This window comes from Flavobacterium reichenbachii (assembly GCF_002217435.1).
In the GTDB taxonomy this organism is placed as follows: Bacteria; Bacteroidota; Bacteroidia; order Flavobacteriales; family Flavobacteriaceae; genus Flavobacterium; species Flavobacterium reichenbachii.
This window is the reverse complement of record NZ_MUHF01000003.1, coordinates 291,201-316,631: the sequence shown is the minus strand read 5'-3', so window position 1 is coordinate 316,631 and position 25,431 is coordinate 291,201. Positions and strand designations below refer to the sequence as shown.

31 protein-coding genes are annotated in these 25,431 nt (G+C 33.6%); 15 read left to right on the top strand and 16 right to left on the bottom strand.

Annotated features, from left to right (window positions below):
• Window positions 1-69: 69 nt before the first annotated feature.
• Window positions 70-684, top strand: coding sequence for a SatD family protein (locus B0A68_RS04630; protein ID WP_035684383.1), 615 nt, complete (start codon window positions 70-72; stop codon window positions 682-684).
• A complete protein-coding gene (locus B0A68_RS04625; RefSeq protein WP_035684384.1) occupies window positions 681-1,397 on the top strand; it encodes a DUF3307 domain-containing protein in 717 nt (238 codons plus the stop codon). Before B0A68_RS04630 ends, B0A68_RS04625 begins: the two co-directional genes overlap by 4 nt.
• Here B0A68_RS04625 and B0A68_RS04620 read toward each other — a convergent pair.
• Window positions 1,383-2,417, bottom strand: coding sequence for a quinone-dependent dihydroorotate dehydrogenase (locus B0A68_RS04620; protein ID WP_035684385.1), 1,035 nt, complete (start codon window positions 2,415-2,417; stop codon window positions 1,383-1,385). The two genes, B0A68_RS04625 and B0A68_RS04620, sit on opposite strands and share 15 nt — an antisense overlap.
• A 189-nt stretch (window positions 2,418-2,606) precedes the next feature.
• Between B0A68_RS04620 and B0A68_RS04615 the strand changes: the two genes are divergently transcribed.
• From B0A68_RS04615 to B0A68_RS04600, 4 genes are all read left to right on the top strand, one after another.
• A complete protein-coding gene (locus tag B0A68_RS04615; protein ID WP_035684386.1) occupies window positions 2,607-3,539 on the top strand; it encodes a DUF6515 family protein in 933 nt (310 codons plus the stop codon).
• Between the two features lie 140 nt (window positions 3,540-3,679).
• Complete coding sequence (locus tag B0A68_RS04610) at window positions 3,680-4,816, top strand: formylglycine-generating enzyme family protein (RefSeq protein WP_035688103.1); 1,137 nt, start codon at window positions 3,680-3,682, stop codon at window positions 4,814-4,816.
• A 122-nt stretch (window positions 4,817-4,938) separates the two neighbouring features.
• Window positions 4,939-6,216, top strand: coding sequence for a peptidase T (pepT, locus tag B0A68_RS04605; RefSeq protein WP_035684387.1), 1,278 nt, complete (start codon window positions 4,939-4,941; stop codon window positions 6,214-6,216).
• Window positions 6,217-6,801, top strand: coding sequence for a YdeI/OmpD-associated family protein (locus B0A68_RS04600; RefSeq protein WP_035684388.1), 585 nt, complete (start codon window positions 6,217-6,219; stop codon window positions 6,799-6,801).
• A 188-nt stretch (window positions 6,802-6,989) separates the two neighbouring features.
• Here the strand turns inward: B0A68_RS04600 and yajC are convergent, their stop codons facing one another.
• The 3 genes from yajC to B0A68_RS04585 all read right to left on the bottom strand — a co-directional run bounded on the left by yajC (window position 6,990) and on the right by B0A68_RS04585 (window position 9,579).
• Window positions 6,990-7,265, bottom strand: coding sequence for a preprotein translocase subunit YajC (gene yajC / locus B0A68_RS04595; RefSeq protein ID WP_035684389.1), 276 nt, complete (start codon window positions 7,263-7,265; stop codon window positions 6,990-6,992).
• A 63-nt stretch (window positions 7,266-7,328) separates the two neighbouring features.
• Complete coding sequence (nusB, locus tag B0A68_RS04590) at window positions 7,329-8,240, bottom strand: transcription antitermination factor NusB (RefSeq protein WP_035684390.1); 912 nt, start codon at window positions 8,238-8,240, stop codon at window positions 7,329-7,331.
• 232 nt (window positions 8,241-8,472) lie between these two features.
• The gene (locus B0A68_RS04585; protein WP_035684391.1) at window positions 8,473-9,579 is read right to left on the bottom strand and encodes a Glu/Leu/Phe/Val family dehydrogenase; all 1,107 of its coding nucleotides are present in this window, start codon (window positions 9,577-9,579) and stop codon (window positions 8,473-8,475) included.
• A gap of 206 nt (window positions 9,580-9,785) precedes the next feature.
• On the opposite strand from B0A68_RS04585, the gene B0A68_RS04580 reads away from it, so the two are divergent.
• The 5 genes from B0A68_RS04580 to B0A68_RS04560 all read left to right on the top strand — a co-directional run bounded on the left by B0A68_RS04580 (window position 9,786) and on the right by B0A68_RS04560 (window position 14,184).
• Window positions 9,786-11,564: an ABC transporter ATP-binding protein gene (locus B0A68_RS04580; RefSeq protein ID WP_035684392.1), complete on the top strand. Its 1,779-nt coding sequence runs from the start codon at window positions 9,786-9,788 to the stop codon at window positions 11,562-11,564.
• Between the two features lie 68 nt (window positions 11,565-11,632).
• Window positions 11,633-12,001, top strand: coding sequence for a PUR family DNA/RNA-binding protein (locus B0A68_RS04575; RefSeq protein WP_035684394.1), 369 nt, complete (start codon window positions 11,633-11,635; stop codon window positions 11,999-12,001).
• A 95-nt stretch (window positions 12,002-12,096) separates the two neighbouring features.
• Window positions 12,097-12,921 (top strand): alpha/beta hydrolase, encoded by an 825-nt coding sequence (locus B0A68_RS04570; protein WP_035688105.1) that lies wholly within the window; start codon window positions 12,097-12,099, stop codon window positions 12,919-12,921.
• Between the two features lie 23 nt (window positions 12,922-12,944).
• On the top strand, window positions 12,945-13,502 hold the full coding sequence (locus tag B0A68_RS04565; protein WP_035684395.1) for an RBBP9/YdeN family alpha/beta hydrolase: 558 nt from the start codon (window positions 12,945-12,947) through the stop codon (window positions 13,500-13,502).
• Window positions 13,495-14,184 (top strand): YIP1 family protein, encoded by a 690-nt coding sequence (locus tag B0A68_RS04560; RefSeq protein WP_035684397.1) that lies wholly within the window; start codon window positions 13,495-13,497, stop codon window positions 14,182-14,184. Before B0A68_RS04565 ends, B0A68_RS04560 begins: the two co-directional genes overlap by 8 nt.
• Here B0A68_RS04560 and B0A68_RS04555 read toward each other — a convergent pair.
• The gene (locus tag B0A68_RS04555; protein ID WP_035684398.1) at window positions 14,153-14,488 is read right to left on the bottom strand and encodes a tRNA-binding protein; all 336 of its coding nucleotides are present in this window, start codon (window positions 14,486-14,488) and stop codon (window positions 14,153-14,155) included. The two genes, B0A68_RS04560 and B0A68_RS04555, sit on opposite strands and share 32 nt — an antisense overlap.
• A gap of 132 nt (window positions 14,489-14,620) precedes the next feature.
• Here B0A68_RS04555 and B0A68_RS04550 point away from each other — a divergent pair, with 132 nt between their 5' ends.
• From B0A68_RS04550 to B0A68_RS04540, 3 genes are all read left to right on the top strand, one after another.
• On the top strand, window positions 14,621-15,514 hold the full coding sequence (locus B0A68_RS04550; protein WP_035684399.1) for an alpha/beta fold hydrolase: 894 nt from the start codon (window positions 14,621-14,623) through the stop codon (window positions 15,512-15,514).
• A gap of 140 nt (window positions 15,515-15,654) precedes the next feature.
• The gene (locus B0A68_RS04545) at window positions 15,655-16,209 is read left to right on the top strand and encodes a thioredoxin family protein (RefSeq protein ID WP_035688109.1); all 555 of its coding nucleotides are present in this window, start codon (window positions 15,655-15,657) and stop codon (window positions 16,207-16,209) included.
• A 365-nt stretch (window positions 16,210-16,574) separates the two neighbouring features.
• Complete coding sequence (locus tag B0A68_RS04540; RefSeq protein WP_240475246.1) at window positions 16,575-16,967, top strand: GreA/GreB family elongation factor; 393 nt, start codon at window positions 16,575-16,577, stop codon at window positions 16,965-16,967.
• An 86-nt stretch (window positions 16,968-17,053) separates the two neighbouring features.
• On the opposite strand, the gene B0A68_RS04535 is transcribed toward B0A68_RS04540, so the two are convergent.
• The 11 genes from B0A68_RS04535 to B0A68_RS04485 form a co-directional block, all read right to left on the bottom strand.
• Complete coding sequence (locus B0A68_RS04535) at window positions 17,054-17,362, bottom strand: cytochrome c (protein WP_035684400.1); 309 nt, start codon at window positions 17,360-17,362, stop codon at window positions 17,054-17,056.
• Window positions 17,363-17,455: 93 nt separating this feature from the next.
• Window positions 17,456-18,388, bottom strand: a complete 933-nt coding sequence (locus tag B0A68_RS04530; protein WP_035684401.1) for a peptidylprolyl isomerase — start codon at window positions 18,386-18,388, stop codon at window positions 17,456-17,458.
• A 46-nt stretch (window positions 18,389-18,434) separates the two neighbouring features.
• A complete protein-coding gene (locus B0A68_RS04525) occupies window positions 18,435-18,728 on the bottom strand; it encodes a hypothetical protein (protein ID WP_035684402.1) in 294 nt (97 codons plus the stop codon).
• 8 nt (window positions 18,729-18,736) lie between these two features.
• Complete coding sequence (locus B0A68_RS04520) at window positions 18,737-19,870, bottom strand: MFS transporter (protein WP_240475247.1); 1,134 nt, start codon at window positions 19,868-19,870, stop codon at window positions 18,737-18,739.
• 104 nt (window positions 19,871-19,974) lie between these two features.
• The gene (locus B0A68_RS04515) at window positions 19,975-20,328 is read right to left on the bottom strand and encodes a cupin domain-containing protein (RefSeq protein WP_035684404.1); all 354 of its coding nucleotides are present in this window, start codon (window positions 20,326-20,328) and stop codon (window positions 19,975-19,977) included.
• A gap of 17 nt (window positions 20,329-20,345) precedes the next feature.
• Entirely contained in the window at window positions 20,346-20,885 is a 540-nt protein-coding gene (locus B0A68_RS04510) for an NADPH-dependent FMN reductase (protein WP_035684405.1), read from the bottom strand.
• A gap of 7 nt (window positions 20,886-20,892) precedes the next feature.
• The gene (locus tag B0A68_RS04505; RefSeq protein ID WP_035684406.1) at window positions 20,893-21,591 is read right to left on the bottom strand and encodes an aspartate/glutamate racemase family protein; all 699 of its coding nucleotides are present in this window, start codon (window positions 21,589-21,591) and stop codon (window positions 20,893-20,895) included.
• A gap of 29 nt (window positions 21,592-21,620) precedes the next feature.
• A complete protein-coding gene (locus B0A68_RS04500; RefSeq protein ID WP_035684407.1) occupies window positions 21,621-22,487 on the bottom strand; it encodes an archaemetzincin in 867 nt (288 codons plus the stop codon).
• 5 nt (window positions 22,488-22,492) lie between these two features.
• Entirely contained in the window at window positions 22,493-23,371 is an 879-nt protein-coding gene (locus B0A68_RS04495) for a sugar phosphate isomerase/epimerase family protein (protein ID WP_035684408.1), read from the bottom strand.
• A 35-nt stretch (window positions 23,372-23,406) separates the two neighbouring features.
• Entirely contained in the window at window positions 23,407-23,868 is a 462-nt protein-coding gene (locus B0A68_RS04490) for a nuclear transport factor 2 family protein (protein ID WP_035684409.1), read from the bottom strand.
• Window positions 23,869-23,974: 106 nt separating this feature from the next.
• Window positions 23,975-24,337: a hypothetical protein gene (locus tag B0A68_RS04485; protein ID WP_035684411.1), complete on the bottom strand. Its 363-nt coding sequence runs from the start codon at window positions 24,335-24,337 to the stop codon at window positions 23,975-23,977.
• 243 nt (window positions 24,338-24,580) lie between these two features.
• On the opposite strand from B0A68_RS04485, the gene trmD reads away from it, so the two are divergent.
• Window positions 24,581-25,261, top strand: a complete 681-nt coding sequence (trmD, locus tag B0A68_RS04480) for a tRNA (guanosine(37)-N1)-methyltransferase TrmD (RefSeq protein ID WP_035684412.1) — start codon at window positions 24,581-24,583, stop codon at window positions 25,259-25,261.
• Window positions 25,262-25,431 lie beyond the last annotated feature (170 nt).

The following is a 25,431-nucleotide window of genomic DNA, read 5'->3' as shown; positions in this document are numbered from 1 at the left end:
AAAACGTAATAAAAAGAAAAATTACGTATATTTGTAATACAAAGTTTATAATATTTAGCTATATTTGATATGACGAGCGTAATTACAGGTGACATAATTGATTCCAGAAAACAAAAATCTAAAGATTGGGTAGAAGGTTTAAAAAAAATTCTATCTGTTTTTGGAGCATCTCCGAGTCAGTGGGAAGTTTACAGAGGAGATGAATTTCAAGTTGAAATAAAAAATCCTGAAGAGGCTTTACTCTCTGCTGTTTTAATAAAAGCTCATTTAAGAGCGATAAAATTAGACGCCAGAATGAGTATTGGATTTGGAGATAAAACCTATGAAGGCGAAAAAATATCAGAAAGCTACGGAGGAGCATTTATTAATTCGGGAGAACTTTTTGAAACATTAAAAAAGCAAAAAGTAACTTTGGCAATGCGTACAGGCGATGCACAAATAGATGAAAAAATGAATTTGATGATACAGCTCGCCTTGACTTTTATGGACAGCTGGCTGGTACAGTCTGCAGAATTTGTGGTGTCGGCTATAGAGAATCCGGATTTTTCTCAAGAAGAATTAGGACAGCAGTTAGGAATTAATCAAGCTGCTGTGAGCCGCAGACAAAAACGCGCTCAGTTTGATTTGGTTATGAATTTAGATCGTTATTTTAGAACAGAAATAAAACAATTTAAAGCCTTATGATTTTATTTGTAAAATTACTTTTAGCACATTTATTAGGTGATTTTATCTGGCAGCCAAATTCATGGGTTGCCGATAAGGAAATTAAAAAACATAAAAGTATCTACTTATACTTTCATATTTTACTGCACGGAATATTAGCAGCTGTTCTGGCAGGAGAAATTCAGTTTATTCCTTATGCCCTCATAATTGCAGTAACACACGGGATTATTGATGTAATCAAATTGAATTTTCAAAAAAAAGAAACTAAACGCACTTGGTTTGTCCTGGATCAGATTGCACACCTAGTTATTTTAATCGGCGTGGTATTTTTATACGAAAATCAAACTATAAATCTGCTTTGGTTTGGCAGTCAGTTTTGGATTTTCATTACAGGACTTTTATTTATTACAAAACCGACATCTATTTTTATTAAAACCATAATTTCGATCTGGAGTCCGGAAAATAATGAAAGTCATACTGATAATTCTCTTGCCAGCGCTGGAAATTATATCGGAATTTTGGAACGCCTTTTTGTTTTTGGTTTTATTCTGACGGGGCATTTTGAGGCAATCGGGTTTTTATTAGCCGCTAAATCTATTTTTAGATTTGGAGACCTCAACGAAGCCAAAGAAAGAAAGCTTACCGAGTACGTTTTAATTGGTACACTGATAAGCTTTGGAATTGCGATTATTACAGGATTAGTGGTTCAGGCGCTGCTTTTACAACTGCTTTAAAATCTTTTTATTAATATCTTTTATTAATGCCGGGCCTTCGTAAATAAAACCAGTGTACAACTGTACTAAACTTGCACCTGCGTTTAATTTTTCAATTGCATCGTCTGCAGAATGTATTCCTCCAACTCCAATAATTGGAAATGCGTTGTTGCTTTTTTCAGCAAGAAAACGAATTACTTCGGTAGAACGTTTTGTCAATGGTTTTCCAGACAGACCGCCCATTTCAGATTGGTTTTGAGATTGTAATCCATCTCTTGAAATCGTAGTATTTGTGGCAATAACTCCAGCAATTTGAGTCGTTTTTACAATATCGATAATATCTAATAATTGCTCATCTGTTAAGTCCGGAGCAATTTTTAGAAGAATTGGTTTTGCTTTTTGAGAACTTGTTTTTTGTTTTTCGATATTTCTTTCTTGCAAAGTCTGTAACAAAGCTGTTAACGGTTCTTTGTCTTGCAAAGCTCTTAAATTTGGTGTGTTTGGAGAACTCACATTCACAACAAAATAATCCACATGATCAAACAAAGCATCAAAACAAATGATATAATCATCTACAGCATTTTCGTTTGGAGTCACTTTATTCTTTCCTATGTTACCGCCAATCAAAACACCTGAATTCTTTTTCAAACGCTCTACAGCTTCAAGAACACCGCCGTTATTAAATCCCATACGGTTAATAATAGCCTGATCTTCTTTTAGTCTAAACAAACGTTTTTTAGGATTCCCTTCCTGACCAACCGGAGTTACAGTTCCGATTTCGATAAAACCAAAACCAAAATCAGAAAGCTCTTTGTATAATTTGGCATCTTTATCAAATCCTGCAGCAAGACCAACTGGATTTTTAAATTTAATTCCGAAAACTTCACGCTCTAAACGTCTGTCTTTTACTTCATAAACAGACTTAATAATTGATGAAACTCCAGGTATTTTTGAAATGAATTTTACAAACGAAAAAGTAAAATAATGTACTTCTTCTGGATCAAAACAAAAAAGTATCGGGCGAATTATCAATTTATACATCGTGTAGTGTTGTTATTTTTTCGGTTGCAAATTTAATTATAATACTTGAAAGTCTTCCTATATAGTTTAACACCGTGACTAAATTTTATGTGAAAAATATTTTATTAAAAATCATATGTTCTAAATTGTATTATTTTCCTACGAATCTTGCTTTTTTTTCATAACTTTATCATCCTTAAAACACTGATAATGAAAAAGATAAATGAATTACTCAAAAAAGCGTTGCTCGTGTGTATGTCTCTATCATTTTTTTTGATTTCTATTGACATTTCAGCACAGCGACACGGCGGACGGCCTGGCGGCTTAAATCAGCGAGGCAGTGCAGCACAAAGACCGGCAATTAAAAAACCGGCCAATCAGCAAAGACCTGTTACAAGACCAGGCTCAAATGGCTCCGGAACTAAAATTACCAGACCTTCTAATACATCGAATGCTGCAGTTAGAGACAAAAATGCTGTAAAAAACAGAAATTCGACCAAAACAAGGAATTCTGTTAATCAAAAGAATATTAGCGACAGAACAAGAAATGACATTAATATTGACAGAAGCAGGGACATCAATATAGTCAATAATAGAAATACTATCGTAAGAAGAAATACTGTAATCTACACTCGACCTCCTTACAGATATGGAGGTTACAGATACAATTCTTTTCATCCTTATTTTTATCATCCTTACACCCCTTTTTATTGGGGTCCGGTTTGGCATCCATGGGGCTTTTTTGTGGCAACTTTGGCTGTTACGGCAATAGTAGTAAGTGTAGAAAACAATCAATATCATTATGATCAGGGCGTCTGGTATGCACCAAGCAATGGTGGATATACAGCAGTTCCTGCACCAGTCGGAGGAACTGTAAATAATATACCAAGCGGAGCCCAGACTGTAAATACCGGTACTGTAAATAATTATTATTACGGAGGCACGTATTACGAAAAAGACGGCAGCTCGTACAAAGTGGTTGCGCCAACAGCCGGAACTCTCGTAGAAAGTTTACCTGAAGGAGGTAAAGAAGTAACGATTGGAGATGTAAAATATATAAAATTTGGAGAAACGTATTATCAGCCTGTCCAAGTTGATGGAAAAAACAAATACGAAGTGGTTTTAGTAGAAGAGGATAAATAATTCCCTTTTAAATTTAATTAAACTATTTACCCTATAGAATCAGTAGAATTTTATATATTTGAAATAAAAATTTATTAACCTCATCAAGCACTGACTTTTAAGGTTATTAGAACTTGGAAATTACTTCAAATTTAACCAAAATGAAAAATAAAACTTATTGGATATTTGCCTTGCTGACTATTTTTATAGTCTCAATCGCATACGGTTTCACAAAACTCATTACGCCTAAAGATAAATTAGAAACAATAGATTGTGCTGAAACTCCAAAAATATCAGGAGAATCTGATTTTAAACCAACAATTGTCAATAAGACTCCTGCCCCATCTGCAGTTCCTAAAGGTATGGCATGGATTCCTGGCGGCGAATTTTCTATGGGAAGCAACGTCGAGGATGAAAGTTTATGCAGTATAAAAGGCGTTACAAAAGATGCTGCCGCAATACATCGTGTTTATGTAGATGGTTATTTTATGGACAAAACAGAAGTTACCAACGAAGAATATGCAAAATTTGTAAAAGCAACCGGATATGTTACAGTTGCAGAACAAAAGCCTACTAAAGAAGAATTTCCTATTGCAAATGAAGAAGATCTAATCACGGGTTCTGTTATATTTACTCCTACTCCAACAGCTGTCAATCTTAATAATTTCCTTCAATGGTGGAGTTATGTGGGCGGAACTGACTGGAAGCATCCTGAAGGACCACAGAGCACGATAAAAGGAAGAGAAAAATATCCTGTAGTCCAGATTGCTTATGAAGATGCTGCTGCTTACGCAAAATGGGCAGGAAAAAGACTGCCTACAGAAGCAGAATGGGAATTTGCAGCACGAGGCGGTAAAACAGGAAATTTATACACTTGGGGAAATACTTTAAAACCAAATGGAAAGTTTCAGGCCAATATTTATCAGGGTCACTTTCCTATAAAAGATGGTGATACTGGCGAAGACGGTTTTAAAGGAATCGCTCCAACGGCACAATTTGCACCAAACCAATACGGATTGTACGATATGGCAGGAAATGTATGGGAATGGGTAAACGACTGGTATAGTACTTCTTATTATGATGAACTCGCTCAAGAAGGAAAAGTAATAAAAAATCCTCAGGGACCAAGCGCTTACAATGATCCAAACGATCCGTCACAGATAAAAAGAGTACACCGCGGCGGTTCGTTTTTATGTACCGATCAATATTGTACACGCTACATGGTGGGTACAAGAGGAAAAGGCGAAGTACGATCTGCAGCCAATCATTTGGGTTTTAGATGTGTAAAAAGTATATAACAGCATAAAATTTATGGACGGATTCTATACCTGTAGAATCCGTCTTTTTATTTGAATTTACATCAGCCAGCTGCAATTACACAGCTAATAAAAATACCTATATTTGCTAAAAAATTATAATAATGCAACATATCATAGATCGTTTCATCAGTTATGTAACAATTGATACAGAGTCTGATCCCAATTCAACTACTACACCAAGCACAGAAAAACAATGGAATCTTGCCAATAAATTAGTCGAAGAACTAAAAGCAATTGGACTCCAAGATGTTACAATAGACGACAAAGCCTATATTATGGCGACACTGCCAAGTAATGTTGACCACGAAGTTCCTGTTATTGGTTTTATCTCTCATTTTGATACTTCACCAGACTTTAGCGGAGCAAACGTAAAACCACAAATTGTTGAAAACTACGACGGAAAAGATATCGTTTTGAATGCTGAAAAAAACATCGTCTTATCTCCTAATTACTTCAAAGATCTTTTGCAATATAAAGGCCAGACCATCATTACAACGGACGGAACTACTTTGCTGGGTGCAGATGATAAAGCGGGAATCACAGAAATTGTTTCGGCAATGGAATACCTAATTCAACATCCGGAAATTAAACACGGAAAAATCAGAATTGGGTTTACTCCAGACGAAGAAATTGGCCGTGGTGCACACCATTTTGATGTGGAGAAATTTGGCGCGCAATGGGCTTATACCATGGATGGAAGCCAGATTGGTGAATTAGAATATGAAAACTTTAATGCTGCAGGAGCAAAAATCACCTTTAAGGGTAAAAGCGTTCATCCGGGTTATGCAAAAGGAAAAATGATCAATTCGATGTTGATCGCCAATGAATTCATCAATGAACTTCCTAAAGGAGAAACTCCTCAGGAAACTAAAGGTTACGAAGGATTTTTTCATGTTCATCACATCAAAGGAAATATTGAAGAAACGGTTTTAGAACTTATTATTCGTGATCACAATAAAATTAAATTCGAAAAAAGAAAAGATTTAATTGGAAAAATAGCCAAGAAAATCAATAAAAAGTTCGCCAAACAATTTGGTGAAGATATTGTAATTACTGAAGTTAAAGATCAGTATTACAATATGAAAGAAAAAGTACTTCCTGTAAAACATATTGTAGATATTGCAGAAAAAGCAATGCGGGAACTGAACATAAAACCTATTATAAAACCTATTCGCGGCGGAACTGACGGTTCGCAGTTATCCTACATGGGACTGCCTTGCCCTAATATTTTTGCAGGCGGACATAACTTTCACGGAAAATATGAATATGTTCCAGCTGAGAGTATCCAGAAAGCGACTGATGTTATTGTAAAAATTGCCGAACTAACTGCTGTTCAGGGAATTTTTGATGCGAATGAAAATTCAAAGAAGAAAAAGTAAATGGATGATGCTGTTAAAAAACACGTTTGGGACAAAATGAATAATTGGGAAGAAGAAATCCTTTTTCTAAAATCAATTATTGATAAAACCGAGCTTGTTGAAACAGTAAAATGGGGCGCTCCGGTTTATGTTTACAATAAAAAAAATGTAATTGGTCTTGGGGGATTTAAAGATTATTTTGCAATTTGGTTTTTCAATGGCGTATTTCTAAAAGACGATAAAAACAAACTAATCAACGCTCAGAAAGATGTAACAAAGTCTTTGCTTCAATGGCGTTTTAGGTCGAAAGAAGAAGTGAATGAAAAAGATATTTTAGAATATATTGCTGAAGCTATTGAAAATGAAAAGCAAGGTAAAATCATTAAACCTGCAAAGAAAGAAGCAATTGTCTCCGAGTTATTGGATAAAGAAATGATTTTGAATCCTGCGTTAAGAGAAGCATTTCAAAAGTTTGCTCCTTACAAACAATATGAATTTTTAGAATATATTGAAACAGCCAAACAGGAAAAAACGAAACTCTCAAGAATTGAAAAAGTGATTCCTATGATTTTAGCAAATGTCGGGCTGAATGATAAATACAGGTAGTTTAATTCTCAATCCCGAAACTTCGGGATTGAGAATTAATAATATAAACCTTTGTCAAATTTAAAACTTTGACAAAGGTTTTTTTAGGTAAAATATTGCGCAAAAAAAATCCCAAACTCCTTCCGAAGATTCGGGATTGGAATTTGGGATTTATCCCGAAGTTTCGGGATTGAAAATTTTTAAAAAGCTTACGCCTTTTTATTCAAAGCAGCACTCATTTCCATAGAAATAGCTGAACGCTCTAATTTTAATTTTCCAGACATAGTTTCGATCACAACAGTAGTATCTGCAAGTTCAACTATTTTACCGTGAAAACCACTTTTAGTAATTATTTTATCGCCTACTTTAAGACCGCTTTCAAATTCTTTCTCGTTTTTTGCTCTTTTCTGCTGCGGTCTGATCATGAAGAAATAAAGTACCACAAACATTAATAAATAAGGAGCAAATTTGATTAAATCCTGCATAATTTTTGTTTTTGTTGTTTAGTATTTGTTTAAATATTTTTTTGAATTCTGAAATTTAAAGCTTTACATCAGACCACGTCCGACTTTTATCATCTTTTTGTTAGCCTGAAGCTCTTTTACCAAATTATCTAAAATTCCGTTGATAAAAATACTGCTTTTTGGTGTAGAATACTCTTTTGCAATTTCTAAATATTCGTTAAGAGTTACTTTTACAGGAATCGATGGAAATTTTAAAAATTCGCAAATCGCCATTTTCAAAATAATAGTATCAATTTCTGCAATACGATCGCTGTCCCAATTTGGAGTTTTGTCTTCGTATTCTTTTGCTAATATTGATTCGTTTAAAACTGTTCTTCTAAATAAATCTTTTGCAAAATCTTTATCCTCAACATCTTTATACAATTTTGGAACTCTAAAATCGTCTGAATCTTCAGTTTTAATAGCTTTCAATTGTTTAATGATGTGCGTGTTTACAACAGGAATATCATCAACCCAAGTCAATTTATCATCTTCCAGGTATTCGTATAATTTTTCGTTAGGAACGATTACATCTGCAAATAAATCAATAACAAATTGTCTGTCTTCTTCAAATGTATTGGTAGAATTGCTCATGTATTTTGCATACAATTCGCTTGACTTGATATCATTTAAAAGTAAAATAATATAATCGTCATTTAAGGACCAGTTATTGATTTTACGATTCTCTAAAGCGATACTAAGTGAATTGCTTTCTGCAAGAAGCTGGAAAATTTTGTTGTTAACAAATTTTTGATTCGGATTACGTTCTGCAGCAGTTGCAAGATGTTTTTTGCTTGAAAGATGTAAAAAAACAGATTCTTTTTTACAAATTTCTATCAATGAAGAAAGCATTATAAGATATAAGTCCTGAATGTTATCTATGCTGTAAAAAAGGAATTTTTCTTCTTTTTCCAGATTATCAGAGCCGCTTTGATGCATTGCATAAATGGACTGCATTACTTTAACGCGTATGTGTCTTCTATTTACCACCTTGTAAGAACATTTAAAATTAGGCTGCAAAAATAAGAATTTAAGAGTTTAAATTAAAATTTAATCCCATAAAAAACACTTTTCGCAATCAATTATATTTTTTATTAAAAAAAAGTCTCAGTTATCGGTCCTGGTTTTAAAATAATATTAAAAACTAGGACCGATACTGAGACTCGAGAATTAAACTAATAGTCTAAAATTATTTTTTGCTGTTCTCAATTTTTCTCTGATCGATACGATTTTGAGCAATTGTAAGCGCCGCTTTATGCGTTGTGATTCCGTTTTTAGCCGCGTAATCGATAATTTCTAAAGTAGTATTATAGATATTTTCGGTTTTGCTCATGATTTCAGCTTTGCCATAATGCTCTAATTCAGCATAAACATTGATGATTCCACCAGCATTAATCAAGAAATCAGGTGCGTATAAAATACCTCTTTCTGTTAATCTTGCTCCGTGTACATTTTCATCTGCCAGCTGATTGTTGGCTGCACCAGCAATAACTTTAGCTTTAATCTTGTTTACAGTATCATCGTTAATAGTTGCTCCCATTGCACATGGCGCATAAATATCAACATCTGCAGTATACAAATCTTCACCAGTATAAATTGTGGCGTTATATTTTGAAGCTGTCTGGTATAATTTTTCTTCGTTGATATCTGTAATCGTAACCTGAGCTCCTTCTTTAGTCAAATATTCTACCAAAGCCTCACCCACGTGTCCAATTCCCTGAACCAAAACTTTTTTACCTTCTAAAACATCAGAACCAAATTGGCTTTTTGCAGCTGCTTTCATTCCCAAATAAACACCATAAGCTGTTATTGGAGAAGGATTTCCAGAACCACCTCTTTCTTCAGAAATACCCGTAACATATGGTGTTACGTCTCTAACAGTGTCCATGTCTTTTGTTTCCATTCCAACATCTTCAGCTGTAATATAACGTCCGCTTAAAGAGTGAACGAATTCACCAAATTTACGCATCAGCTCAGGAGTTTTCTGCGTTTTGGCATCACCAATAATTACTGCTTTTCCACCACCAATATTAAGTCCTGTAATTGCAGATTTATAAGTCATACCTCTAGAAAGACGCAAAACATCGTTTAATGCTTCCCATTCGGTATTGTAATTCCACATTCTAGTACCTCCTAATGCTGGCCCCATAACCGAATTATGAATACCAATAATTGCTTTTAAACCTGTATCTTTGTCATTGCAAAATACAATTTGTTCGTGATCGTCAAAAGATAACTGACCAAAAACAGGATCCATTTTTTGAAGTTCTTTTCCAGTTGCGAAAGTTGCATCCATAGCGCTACTATATTATTTGTTTAAAATTATGAATTCGTCAAAAAGACATCTCAAACATAATCAAAAAATACACATGTGCTAATTTTTTATCTTTATAATAACAAATTATCAATCAATTAATTTTAATAATATTGTATCATCTATTGCTTTTAATTGAAAGTAATGCTTAAAATCAATATCATTTTAACATTGAATATCTTAAAAAAATGAAAGAATTACGCTATTTAAACAAATATTTCATTAAATATAAATATAGTTTTTCGCTTGGGATTTTAACAACTATTATCGCACAAATTTTCTTTTTATTTACTCCAAAGCTTGTCAGTGAGTCTTTTGATGTTATAGAACGATTTATTAAATCATCAAATACCGATCAGGTTTCTGAAATTATCAGAAGTTCATACAAACAAGAATTGATTCATAATGTACTTTTAATCATACTGAGTGCTGTTGTGGGCGGTGTTTTGACTTTTTTAATGCGCCAGACTTTGATTGTAATGTCTCGCCACATTGAATTTGATCTTAAAAACGAAGTTTTCAAACAATATGAAAATCTTTCGCAGAACTTCTACAAGCAAAACCGAACCGGAGACTTAATGAACCGTATCAGCGAAGATGTTTCTAAAGTACGAATGTATGTTGGTCCCGCTGTAATGTATACAATAAATACATTTATTCGTTTTGCTATTGTAATACTATATATGTATAATGTTTCGCCTTTGCTAACGCTGTATACAATTTTACCTTTACCAATTCTATCGTATTGTATATTTAAACTGAGTTCAGAAATCAATAAACGAAGTACCACCTTTCAGCAGTATTTGTCTAAAGTTTCTAGTTTTTCGCAGGAGATATTTTCGGGAATTCGCGTTATAAAAGCCTATTCATTAGAAAACAAAAATCAGGAAAATATGGTTGCTCTTGCTGAGGAAAGCAAAGCTAAAAGTTTGGATTTAGCCAAAGTACAATCGTTGTTTGGTCCTTTAATGATTGCTTTAATCGGAATTAGTAATTTGGTGGTAATCTATTTTGGAGGCTTAATGTATATTAATGGCACCATTCAAAATATTGGAACTATTGCTGAGTTTATCTTATATGTAAACATGCTGACATGGCCTGTAGCTTCTCTAGGATGGGTTTCATCTATGGTCCAGGAAGCAGAAGCATCTCAAAAACGTTTGAATGAATTTTTGAAAATTGAACCAGAAATAAAAAACAACAACGAAAATTCTTCTGAGATTCAAGGCTCTATTTCTTTTGAAAACGTAAGTTACGTTTACGAAGACACGAATATCGAGGCTTTAAAAAATGTCTCTTTTACAGTAAAAAAAGGAGAAACATTGGCTATTTTAGGAAAAACAGGTTCGGGAAAATCGACTATATTATCTTTAATTTCCAGATTGTATGATGTGACTGCTGGTAAAATTACGATCGATGAAAGTGAAATAAGCTCACTAAACTTAAATGATCTGAGAAATAATATCGGAATTGTACCTCAGGATGCTTTCTTGTTTTCTGATACTATTAAAAACAATATTAAATTTGGAAACCAAAATGCGACAGATGACCAAGTAATTGAAGCCGCAAAAAATGCTGTGGTACATGATAATATTATTGCTTTTAACAAACAATATGATACGATTTTAGGAGAAAGAGGAATTACCCTTTCCGGCGGACAAAAACAGCGTGTTTCTATCGCCAGAGCTATAATTAAAAACCCGGCAATACTACTATTTGATGATTGCCTGTCTGCTGTAGATACGGAAACTGAAGAAACAATTTTGAATAATTTATTTGAAATCTGCAAAGACAAAACTACGATAATAGTAAGTCATCGTGTTTCGTCTGCAAAAAATGCTGATAAAATTATCATTTTAGAGGATGGAAAAATAATACAACAAGGTTCTCATAATCAATTAATAAATCAGGGCGGCTATTATGCAGCGTTATATTTAAAACAACTTTCGGAAAAAGAATTACTTTAAATGTTGCGTAATAGATAATTTTTTATGATTTTTGATTACTATTAATTCCAAAAATGATAGAACGTATTATGAGAGAAAATGACATGTTAGAAAAAGAAGAGATTTTTTCTAAAGTATTACGAGCAGGAAGAAGAACTTATTTCTTTGATGTGAGAGCTACAAAGGCAGACGATTATTACATCACCATTACCGAAAGCAAAAAATTTACTGAAGAAGACGGTTCGTTCCATTTCAAAAAACACAAAATTTATTTATACAAAGAAGATTTTGCTGCTTTTGCTGAAATATTAGAAGAAATGACCTCATATGTCTTAAACCACAAAGGCGAGGAAGTTATTTCTGAAAGACATCAAAAAGACTTTAAAAAAGAATACGGTTCTGATAAACCTGAAGGAAACAGAAATAGTTTTACTGATATTGATTTTGACGATATTTAATCCCATTATAGCTTTTTTTGAAAAGTACGAGTCCAATTTGTCCTGCAATTTGGACTTTTTTTATATATTTAATTTCTAGTTTTAAAAATTATAAAATGAAAAAATTACTTCCGTTATTTTTCTTTCTCTTTCTCTCCATAACTGTTTTTGCTCAAAAAACAGAATACGAAACAAAATCAAACATTCAATATTACAATGCCGGAGTTAATAAATCTGACAGTTATATTAATGAACGCTGCGTATTGGACATTTATTATCCTAAAAACAGTAAAAATTTTGCGACTATTGTTTGGTTTCATGGAGGAGGATTAACAGGCGGCAGTAAAGAAATTCCAGAAGCTCTCAAAAACAAAGGTTTTGCAGTTATTGGAGTTAATTACAGACTAAGTCCAAAGGTAAAAGCACCAAAATATATTGAAGATGCAGCAGCTGCAGTCGCATGGGTTTTTAATAACATTGCAAATTATGGAGGCGATTCTTCTTTAATCTTTGTTTCAGGACATTCTGCCGGCGGTTATTTATCATCAATGATTGGTCTGGATAAAAAGTGGCTGCAAAAAGAAGGAATTGATGCAAATAAAATCGCAGGACTTATTCCGTTTAGCGGTCAATGCATTACACATTTCGAAATTAGAAAAGAAAATGGTATTCCAGAAACACAACCTACTATAGATGCATTTGCTCCACTGTATTATGTACGTGCCGACGCTCCTCCGTTATTACTCATAACGGGAGACCGCGAACTCGAAATGCTGGGCCGTTATGAAGAAAATGCTTATATGGCCAGAATGATGAAACTTGTCGGCCACAAACAAACTAAACTTTTTGAGCTCGACGGTTACGGCCACGGAATGACAGAACCTGCTTTTCCGCTATTAATTAATGAAGTAAACAGGATTATAAAAGAACAGAAGAAATAACCATTAAATAAAAATCCACGGCAATGGAAACAAATTTATTAATACTGCCAGGACTAGGTAATTCTGGCGAAAAACATTGGCAGACCTTTTGGCACGAAAAATTTAAAAATTCAAATAGAATTGTTCAGGACAATTGGGACGAACCAATTCTGGAAGATTGGGTTGAAAGATTAAACGAAGAAGTTTCTAAATTAAAAACTCCGACTATTTTGATTGCACACAGTCTGGCTGTTTCTCTTGTACTGCATTGGGCAGAAAAAAACAACAACAAAAATATAGTCGGTGCCTTATTAGTTGCTCCTGCAGATGTAGATTCGCCACTGCACACACCAGATTCCATTCGAAATTTTTCACCAATGCCTGTTTATAAACTTCCGTTTCCTTCAATAGTTGTCGCAAGCGAGAATGATCCTTATGCCTCTTTTGAAAGAAAAAAATATTTTGCAGCACAATGGGGAAGTGATTTCGTAAATGTCGGCCAGAAAGGACACATTAATTCGGACTCAGATTTAAAATATTGGGAAGAAGGACAAGTAATTTTACAGCAATTAATTGAAACAATCAAGACGAAAAATGATTAATAATGACAATCCTGAAATAGAGAGTTTAGTTACACCTGTAAACGTTTTAACAAAAATATGGTTTTCTCCAAAGCAAGTTTTCACTTTCATCGAAACTCATAAATACAGTAAGTATGTAACGCTGCTCTTAATTTTATCAGGGATTTCAAAAGCCTTAGACAAAGCTTTATCTAAGAACATGGGGGATTATTTACCTTTTTGGGGAGTAATTATCTGTGTTATATTAATCGGAATAAGTTTTGGACAACTATTTAACTTACTGCTTGCAGCGGCATTAAAATGGGCCGGAAAATGGATGAATGGCCAAGGAGATACAAGATCAATTTTAAAAATTATTGCCTATGCAATGATTCCATCTATATGTTCTATATTTCTAACAGCAATTCAGTTTCCAATTTACGGGAGCCTTATTTTTCAATCGAGCCTTTCCTACCTTTTAATAGAATCACCCTACTATCAAATATATTATTTGTATGTTATTATAGATATACTTCTTGTAATCTGGTCTATTATTCTACTCGTTATAGGTCTGTCTGTGGTCCAAAAATTCTCGATTTTCAAAGCAGTTTTAAACGTAGTTATTGCAGCGGTTTTGATAGCGTGTGCTGCACTTGCTCTATTTCTAATTATCGATTTATTCCAGCCTTTTCCTAACCAATCCTTAACCCGTTTTCTATTTTAAAATCGGGAGCTAGTAAAATTACATCTCCCTCCTCGCCCACAGCGCCAAGAACCAGACATTCACTCATAAATTTACCTATTTGTTTTTTAGGAAAATTAACTACGCCCACAATCTGGCGATTGAGTAATTCTTCTTTTGAATATCGTTTGGTAATTTGTGCCGATGATTTTCTGATTCCAATTGCATCACCAAAATCAATAGTAAGCTGATAAGCTGGTTTTCTTGCTTCTGGAAAATCATTTATTTCTATAATTGTTCCCACACGCATATCGGTTCTTTCGAACTCATTCCAAGTTAAATCCATATTTTATTTAAATTTAGTTATATACAAACCTATTAATTTTGTAATTAATACTACTAATTCTATAACCTGTTTTTTGCACTTAGCTTTTAATTTTACTAGACAAATTATTAAACTAACGAAAAAAGATATACAATGGAACATACTGAACCAAATGGATGCTTATCTGTTAAGGATTTTGAATCTAATCTAAAACAAGTGCATACAGATAAATATGTAGAAACAGCACAGAATGTAAGACTATATGTAAAAGATTATGGGCAGGGAAAACCTGTAATTCTTATTCACGGCTGGCCTCTTTCTAACGAAATGTGGGAATATCAAATAGATTTTCTAGTTCAAAACGGTTTTAGAGTAATCGCCTATGACCGCCGTGGTTTTGGTAAGTCATCACAGCCTTGGGATGGTTATGATTATGATACACTTTCAGACGATTTACAAGAAATAATAGAACAATTAGAATTAAAAGATGCAACTCTTGTAGGTTTTTCTATGGGTGGCGGCGAAGTTGTACGTTATTTTAGCCGTCATGGCGGAAAAGGCGTTAGCAAGGCAGCTTTAATATCTTCTATAATTCCATTTTTACTAAAAACAAGTGACAATCCAGACGGTCATTCAAAAGAAAAAAGCGATGCTACAGCAAATGCTATAAAAGAAGACAGAATTGCTTTTATTGATAATTTTGGAAAAACCTTTTTTGGTGTAAACATTATCAATAAACCTCTAAGTACACCACTTTTAGAATATTACAGATCTCTTTGTTCTGCCGCTTCTCCTCGTGCTACTTTAAAATGTGCTGAATCTTTCTCTTACACTGATTTTAGAGATGAGTTAGATTTTGTAAAAGTACCAACGTTAATTATTCATGGAGATGATGATAAAATTGTTCCGATTGATTTAACATCTAAAAAGGCAGCAGAAGGAATTGCAAATAATAGATATATCGTTTACGAAGGAGCTCCTCACGGACTTTTCTATACAGAGCGCGAAAAATTAAATAACGATTTACTCGCTTTTTTAAATTCATAAATACTACATTTTAACACTGAATATCCAAAGGATTACGCTTTTTAAGAAAGTGCATTTCTTTGGATATTTTTTTTAATAGCTGTTCTCCCTTTTATTTACAGAAATTTAAGTCTATTTTTGATAATCTAATTTTTGATAAAATGGCACGAACGCTTTCAAATATGATTCCGATTGGAACACTTGCTCCAGATTTTAAACTAAAAGATACAAACTTGAATAATGAATATACTTTTGAGGATTTAAAAGGATCAAAAGGTACATTGGTTATTTTTATGTGCAATCACTGCCCGTTTGTGCTTCATGTTTTAAAGGAAATTGTTATGATTGCCAATGATTATCGCGTTCAGGGACTTGGCGTAATTGGAATTTCCAGTAATGATGTCGAAAAATATCCGGAAGATTCTCCAGAAATGATGACTGAATTTGCTTTTAAAAACAAAATAGATTTTCCTTATTTATTCGACGAAAGTCAAGATGTTGCAAAAGCATATGACGCTGCCTGTACGCCGGACTTTTATTTATTCGACGATCAAAATCGTTTATTTTACAGAGGTCAGTTAGATGATTCAAGACCTGCAAATGGTATTCCGTTAAGCGGAAGTGACCTTAGAAGTGCCATTGATGCCTTGATTTATAACAGAAGTTTAAAAGAACCTCAAAAACCAAGTCTGGGTTGTAACATTAAATGGAAGTAAACATTTTCTTTCAAATCTAAAAATTTTACCTATATTTGCAGATCACGATTATCATCGTTATGGGAAATATAATATCATTTACAGCTTTAAATCTGCTGTTTTCTTTTACAAGAAAACCAATTCCTGCTGTAATTATTTCACATAATAAGGCCTTTATTAATTAGGCCTCCGTCTATTTCATTTATTCTTCAGGCGGAGGATTTTACCACATTTTCTTTTTATTTTATTTGAAAGAGGCAATCTCTATCAAATAATCTTTTGCATTTATTAATCCAATACATTTAAAAGCAAATTTTATTTCAAGAATCTGCATTCTATACTATAACTACATCCAAAGGAAAAAAAATAATATTAAAAATCACAATATGAATACAATGATAAAACCAACACCCACATTTTCCTCAGGAGATTACAAACTTCTGAGAGAGCTAATTTTAAAAAGTAAAAACTCGACCAATTCCAGAGAAGCCGGACAACTTTCGCAAGAATTAGATCGCGCTGTTGTAAGCAAGGGAGATTTTCTGGATCCTTCTATTATCAGAATAAATTCTCATGTTACTATTGAGGATGTAAAAGCAGGAAAACAAATGGAGATTCAGATTGTTCTGCCTTCAGCTGCAGTTGTAAAAGAAGGGAAAATTTCTATTCTGGCACCTTTGAGCGTTGCGATTATTGGATTTAAAGAAAACGATCAGGTTGATTGGGAATTGCCGGCCGGAATAAAGACTTTAAGAATAGTTGCTGTAAGCAATTTATAATTTTTAAACACCTCATTACTGAAGGTGTTTTTTTATACCTCAACTCCAAAAAAAAAGCATCCCGTAAAGAATGCTTTTAAAATATTTTATAATTGCGAATGAATATAATTCGTTATCGATGCCATATTCACATCATCTACTTTCGCTTTTTTCTGCATGCGAACTAAAATTGGCTGCCATTCTTCTTTAGTAAATTTTTTAGGTTCGTACAATTTGTGGCATTTTGCACAATTGTTAGAATATAAGTTTTGACCTTCCAAAAGTTCTGGCGTCAAAGCGACTTTAGTTTCAGTTGTTACTGCAGATGAATCTTTTGCCGCAACTGCCGTTTTTTGAGTACCGCAAGAAACCAATATTGTGGTAATTGCAATAAGAGTTAAAATTCTGGATTTCATTTAGCTTTGTTTTTTAAGGTAAATATAAAAAAAATCCCATTCGATAAACGAACGGGATTCATTAATAAAGCTATTTAAAATCAGTCTAATTACTTATTTTACTTCCATTAATTCAACATCAAAAATCAAAGTTGCATTTGGTGGAATAACACCTCCTGCACCTGCAGATCCGTAGGCTAAATTAGAAGGAATAACAAAACGAGCTTTGTCTCCAACTTGCAGTAAAGCAATACCTTCGTCCCAGCCTTCGATCACCTGACCTTGACCTAATCTAAATTCGATTGGTTTTTTGCGCGGGTAAGAAGAATCAAAAACTTTTCCAGTTTCCAGAGAACCTTCATAGTGTACTGCTACTGTTTTTCCAGCTTCAGCTCTTTTACCGTCTCCTTTTTGAATCATTTTGTAACGTAAACCGCTTTCTGTTTTATCAAAACCTGCAGCAAGTTCTTCCATTTTTGCTTCAGCAGCAGCTTTTTCTGCAGCTTCACGCTTTGCACGAGAACCTTCAAAAACTCTAAAAGCTTCAATAGCATTCCATTTTTGAGCTTCTTCTCCAACTCTAACGATCTCAACAGTGTCTAAAGAATCGCCTTGAGCAACTGCATCAACGATATCTTGACCTTCTACAACATGACCAAAAACAGTATGTTTTCCGTCTAACCAAGAAGTTGGAACGTGAGTGATATAAAATTGAGAACCGTTTGTTCCTACACCAGAATTTGCCATTGCCAAAACTCCCGGACGATCGTGTTTTAAACTTGGGTGAAACTCATCATCAAATTTATAACCAGGACCACCTGTTCCAGTTCCTTGAGGACATCCTCCCTGAATCATGAAATCTGGAATTACACGGTGAAATTTTAATCCGTCGTAAAATTTATTTCCTTGTGGTTTAATCTTATTTTCTAAGTTTCCTTCTGCCAATCCTACGAAGTTACCTACTGTTCCTGGTGTTAAATCGTGTGTTAGTTTTACTAAAATCGCACCTTTACTAGTGTTGAATTTAGCGTATATTCCGTTTTCCATTGTTGTTATTTTTAATTTAAATGCAAATTTACAAATTAATTTTTTATCATTTTGCGTGAAAAACGCAAGTATCTTTAATTACCGGATTTCGCAGATTAATAACTGATATTTTAGTGTCCTCATCAAAATTATTTGTTCGCTTTACTATTTTCGCGTAAGGTTTGTTAGCTACAAAAATGGTATCATTTCTAAGATCTGTATTCTCATTAAAGATTATTACATCTCCCAATCCGCAAGAAAATCCACATTTCCACGCATATCCTTTTATTTCAGAATCAGAAAGTGTTTTTTGACAACCCAAGATTAACAATAAGCCTGCAAAAACAATTGTCTTTTTCATAAAAATAATTATTTAGATTTTGATTTATAAGTAAGCCCGTAAACCGTAAATGCTAAAGCCGACAAACCAACACAGCCAATAGTTACAGCGTGCCATCCTCCAAGTTTCCACAACAATAATCCATAAGCAGATCCTGCCGCAGTTCCTAAAAAGCTAAAAGACATAAATACTGTATTTAGTCTGTTTCGGGCTTCTGGAAGCAGTGAATAAACTCTGGTTTGGTTTGAAATATGAACTCCCTGAATTCCTATGTCGATAAAAACAATTCCGATAGCAATTCCGATTACACTTTCTACTGAAAAATAAAAAACCAAAAAGCTGATCAGAATCAACAAACATCCATAACCAACCGCTACTCTTGAGCCGCCTTTATCTCCCATTTTACCAACCAAAGGCGCAGCCAAAGCTCCAGATGCACCTACAATTCCAAATAAACCGATTGTCGCACTGTTAAAATTAAAAGGTGCTACAGAAAGCAGTAAAACCATTGTAGTCCAAAATGCGCCAAACTGAGCAAAACTAAAAACATTAATCAACGTTGCTTCGCGTAAAATGGGCTGTGTTTTTATAAGTGTAAAAAGCGATTGAATCAATTGACCATAAGTTCCTTGGAATTGAGGTTTATTTACCGGGAATTTATTTTGAATTACAAAAAAGATCAAAAGACAAATTCCGGCAGCAATATAAAACATCGATCTCCAGCCTAAAACCTGACCAATAAAACCGCTTAAAGTTCTCGAAAGTAAAATTCCGACCAACAAACCGCTCATAATTGTTCCGACAACTTTTCCTCGCTGTTCCGGCGCACTCAAAGAAGCGGCTAATGGCAGAATAAGCTGCGGCACAATTGATGTAATTCCGATTAATAATGAGGACAGCTGCAGAAGAAAAAAACTTTTTGCCGAAGCCGCAAGAATCAACGCAATTACTGAGGCAAAAGTGGTGATAAGAATCTGTTTTTTACGCTCGATTTTATCGCCAAGAGGCACCATAAAAAACAGTCCGATTGCATAACCTGCCTGTGTTAGGTAAGTTATCGTTCCGGCACTGGCTTCAGGAATTTTAAATTCTTTGGCAATTAAAACAATTAGAGGCTGGCAGTAATAAAGATTTGCAACTATAAGTCCAGTGCAAGCTGCCATAAATAAGACATTCGTTTTGGATAAATTCATTTTGCAAAAATACTATCTAAATTCAACTCCTACTTTAAAAAAGTATATTTTTAAAGTTAAAATTTATTCTAAGCTTAATTTTTATTGTAGAAATCTTCTCGCATCGGACTGAAAACATCGGTAAGCATTCCAGTTTCTAAGCATACAACCCCATGGATTGCGTGAGGTGGAATATAGAAACTGTCTCCCTCTTTTAGAGTTTGAGTTATACCGCTTATAGTTACATCAAATTTTCCGCTCGCAATGTAAGTTACCTGCGAATGATAATGCTCATGCAAAACGCCAATGCCTCCTTTTTCAAAGTGAACATTTACCAGCATTACTTTATCATCATAAGCTAAAATTTTTCTTTTAATTCCTTCACCAACTACTTCCCATTCTATTTCGTCTCCTTTAATAAACTCTTTGCTTGTTCCAAATTTTTGCATAATCTTAATTTAAATTTTTATTCATCAGCTTGTTTTTCAAAATTCTTTACGAATTCTAAAAGATTAAATAACGTTTTGTCATCAATAATATTTCCCTCAGGATCTATTTTCCCTCTAATTCCCTGAATCAGAAGCTGTGTTTCATCAGTAAATACGGCTTCAATAGTTTTCATTATTAAACTTAATTGTTCCTGTGCTTTCTCTCCAGATGCAGAAGCAGTTATTAAACCCGCTTTTTTACCTGAAAATATTGTAGTAGAAACGCACCATTCTAAAGCATTTTTTAAACTTCCGGGAAGACTGAAAACATACTCAGGCGTACAAATTATGACTCCGGCGGCATTTTCTATTTTTCTTCTCAAGACTGCAACGCTCTCAGGCAGATTGTCATTTTCCAAATCTGGATTAAAATGCGGTATACGTTCTAAATCTTCAAAAATCTCAACCTCAAATCTGCTGTTTAGATGTTCTGAAATAAATTTCAGGATTTTAAAATTACTCGAATTTTTTCTTGTGCTTCCAGAAATGGCAAATATTTTTTCTTTTAGAACAATCATTCGATTTTTAATTTAATGAAACAGCAAAATTTACTGCTTCTTTTGAATGAATTTTTGTGGTGTCAAAAACCGGAACTGATACATCATCCTGACTAATCAGCAGAGGGATTTCGGTACAGCCCAAAATAATTCCTTCAGCACCATTTTCTATTAATTTTTCGATAATCGAGAGATACGCTCTCTTAGTCTGCTCCTTAATTATGCCTCGCCCTAATTCTTCTTTTAGAGTCTGCTGAATAAAATCTCTTTCTTCCTGCAAAAAAGGAACAATTGCCTCGATATTATTCTCTGCTAGTTTCTTAAAATAAAAATCCATTTCCATCGTGAATTTTGTTCCCAGCAAACCTACTTTTTTCAATCCCTGCTTATTAATTTCATTTGCTGTTGCTGTGGCAACATGAATAATAGGAAGTTTTATTTCTTTTTCTAATTGATCTGATACTGCATGAGCCGTATTGGCACACAAAACAATGGCATCGGCACCGCTTTTTTCTAAACTTCTGCAGGCATTTAGAAGTAATTCAAAAGTAGCATCCCAATCTCCATTCGTATTATTTCTTTGAAAATCATCAAAATTTAAAGAATAGATAATGCATTCGGCAAAATTAAGTCCGCCTAATTTTTCATTAATTCCTTCGTTTATAAATCTGTAATAATCTATTGTCGAAACCCAGCTGATGCCGCCTACAAGTCCTAGTTTTTTCATGTTATATTGTGCTTAAATCTATTTTGTTTTTATTGAATACTTTCAAGATCTTTATGCATTAATGCTGCACTTTCTTTTAAATTATTGGCTTTAAAATACTTTTCCAGATCTGCGAGCCTTTTGGCATTATTATATTTAATACCAGAATTTAATTTTCTCTGGCAGACAGAACATAATCGAACGGTATGTTTATCTGTTTCAGACAGGCTGTTCGTACCATTCATTACGCAATCTGCAGCTGTACAGTGATGAAGTCCAAACATATGACCAATTTCGTGTGAGCATATTTTCAACAAACGATCTAAGCATTTATTAAAGTTAGCTTCGGTTAATTCTCCATCTTGCAGCCTAAAAATAGAACTCACTCCTGTTTTCTGACTGTAAGATGCTAATCCAAAAACAAAATTCCATTCTGGTTTTGGGTATAAATCTACCTCAGTCAATCCCATCAAAGCGATTCTGTCTGATGGTTTTTGCTTTATCAGAATGCTGTCTAAAATATACCCTGCCAGAAATTGTTCCTGCCCTTCCCCGCCTATTCTTCGCACATGACTGGGAATAATATCATTTGATTTTGTTTCTAAAATCTTTGTTTTCAACTGAAAAAAGATTTCCAAATACGCTCTGGTCAGATCAATTTGTTTTGTTTGTAATACATTAAATTTTCCGATAGGCTGTATATAAATAACATTTTGTTCTTTTGTGGGAACGACATGTTTGGTTTTTAAAAACTGCTCGAAAGTCTGTCCCTTTTCTTTATGTTCATAAAGCCATTCTCCTGGTGCTGGAGGAAAAAGTGCAACATCATTATCTTTTACAGCATCAAAATAATGATTTTTTTTATCTGACTTACATGCAAACAGAAGTACCAAAATGAAGAGAGAAAGTTTTCTCATAAATATTATAAGTTAGTTAAGTGGTTTAGTATAAAATCTGAACTTGCTCTTATGGATGTAAAAGAATCAACGGCAAAATTATTTTCCTGTTCTACAAAAAAATGATCCATTCCCGATAGTTTTGCTGCTGCAAAAACAGCTTTAAAATCTATCGAACTTGAACCAATTTCTGTATTTAAAGCTGGTATTTTCTTATCCATATCTTTTACATGCCACAATTTAAAGCGGCCTGGATTTTCTTTAAACAATTGAAGAGGATTATTTCCAGAGTAAAAAACCCAGTATAAATCCATCTCAAAAAACACTAGATTTTTATCTGTTTCTTGCAGCAGAATTTCAAATCCTGTTATGCCATTATATTTTATAAATTCGAAATCATGATTATGGTATGCTAATTTTAAACCTGCTTCCTTACACAGTTTAGCAGCCAGATTGAGCCTTGACGCGATTACTTTATAATCTTCACTGCTTCTTCGGATTGGTTCGTCAATCCAGGGAATGGTAAAATATTCGCTTTTTAAAATTTTTGCTGCTTTAATTGATTCTATTAGTTCCGTTGTATTTCCGTCGGCCAGAAAAGTTCCAGAATTATAATGACCGCTTACGGCTTTAAGACGGTTTGCATCCAATATCTTTTTCAATTCAACAGCAGACAATCCCCAAAACTGATCTTTAACAGAAAAACCATAAGTTTCAACAGTGGTGTAGCCCGCTGAAGCAACTTTTTCTAAAACTAATTTTACATTTTTAGGAAGTTCATCACGCAGTGTGTATAACTGCAAACCAATTTCTTTTTTCTTCATAGTAAATGCTAATGACGGCAGAGTTAAAACAGCTGCAGCTGCCAAACTTCCATTGATGATAAAAATTCGTCTGGAAACCATTATTTTATATTGAAATTCAAAAAGTAAATCTAGCTTTATTTATTAGATTCCGGATCATCAAAATTATCAAAATAAGTAAAATCTTTGATGATTTTTCCGTTCTCGATTGTAAAAATTGTACAAACGGGCAATTTAAATTTTGTTCCATCTGCGGCCGTTCCCGATGAAATAAATTCGACAATAATATGTTTTTCATCTGAAGGATAAATATGGATAATTTCATCATGCAGATCAGGAAAAACAGCATTTAGTGCAGTATATTTATCGATTGTCTGCTTTCTGGTCTGAGTGATCATTTCTTTTCCAAAAGAAGGATCTTTAAAATCAGAAACCGGCGCATACATCGCCGCCATTTCTTTCCATTGATGTTTATTAAACAACTCGAAATACTGCTTTACAATTTTTTCTTTTTCAGTTGGATCAAGATTAGGTTCTTTTGTTTGCCTGCAGGATATAAATAATAGAACGGATAGAAGAAGAATTACTATTTTTTTCATTGTACTACTATTTAGAAAGTGATATTATTTTCAAAATCTAAATTTATGAAAAAATAGGTCACGTAAAAAAAAAGCTGCATTTTAAAAATACAGCTTTTTTATTATTTTATTTTGCACTAATTGCATTCGACTTAATTAGGTCTCCTGCACTAATTTGCTGTGGCGGAAACACTTGTTTTTCTTTTCGATAAGAAGCTATCTTCCCTTCTTTATTGACGTAAACAAAAGTGTAATTCCAATAATTTGAGTGAGCCATTTCAAAACTATTATTCTCAGATTTTACGTAAACCTGATCTGCGTAGATTAAAATTTCGCCCTCTTGATCGTTATTTAAAACACGTACAGCAGGTCCCCATGTTTTAATAAAATTCTGCTTGGTTTTTCCAACCATGCCGTCCATCGAATTCTGTGAAGATGCACATGACATGCAAATTGTTAATAATAAAAGTAATGCAGATAAATTTTTCATTTGGTGTTTTTGGTATAAAATTAGCCCCCGTCTTTAATTTACATTAAAAATAAAACATTTTTTCTTACAAATCCTAATCAAATGTATATCAATATGTTAATTATATAACAAAAGGAGATTATTATATGAATAAACCTTTCTGATCTTACAAAAAACGACCTGATTTTTCCTTAATTTCATTTTTAAACTCTTAAAAATCTCTAACATTAACTTTGTATCTTTGCCGGAGAAATTTTGAAGAAAATGCGAATTGATATAATAACGATTTTACCTGAATTATTAAAAAGCCCTTTTGAGGCTTCGATTATGAAAAGAGCTATAGATAAAGGATTGGTTGAAGTTCATTTTCATAATTTACGCGATTACACCACAAACAAGCAAAAAAGTGTAGATGATTATCCGTTTGGCGGAGGAGCCGGAATGGTAATGACTGTACAGCCAATTGACGCTTGTATAACACATCTTAAAAGCGAACGCGAATATGACGAGATTATATATATGTCTCCAGACGGCGAAACTTTGAACCAAAAAATGGCTAATACAATGTCGATGTATGAAAACATCATTATTTTATGCGGTCATTATAAAGGAGTCGATCAGCGTGTTCGTGATCATTTTATTACAAAGGAAATTTCGATTGGAGATTATGTTTTATCTGGAGGAGAATTGGGCGCATTAGTTTTATCTGATGCCCTAATAAGATTAATTCCAGGAGTTTTAAGCGATGAGACTTCGGCATTGACGGATAGTTTTCAAGACAATTTACTTTCTGGACCTATATATACACGTCCTGCAGATTACAAAGGATGGAAAGTTCCTGATGTTTTAACCAGCGGCCATTTTGCCAAAATTGACAAATGGCGTGAAGATATGGCGTACGAACATACGAAGAATAGAAGACCTGATTTGTTAGAAGAGGATTAAAGTCAAAAGTCGAAAGTCATAAAGTCTAGAATTTAAAATGTTTATCTTTAGATTGCTAAAACTTTATGACTTTCGACTTTATGACTTTCGACTTAAAAAAAATACAATTTACAATTTGTAATTCATAATTATTTTCTACATTTGCACCCGAATTAGACTAACCTCTGGCG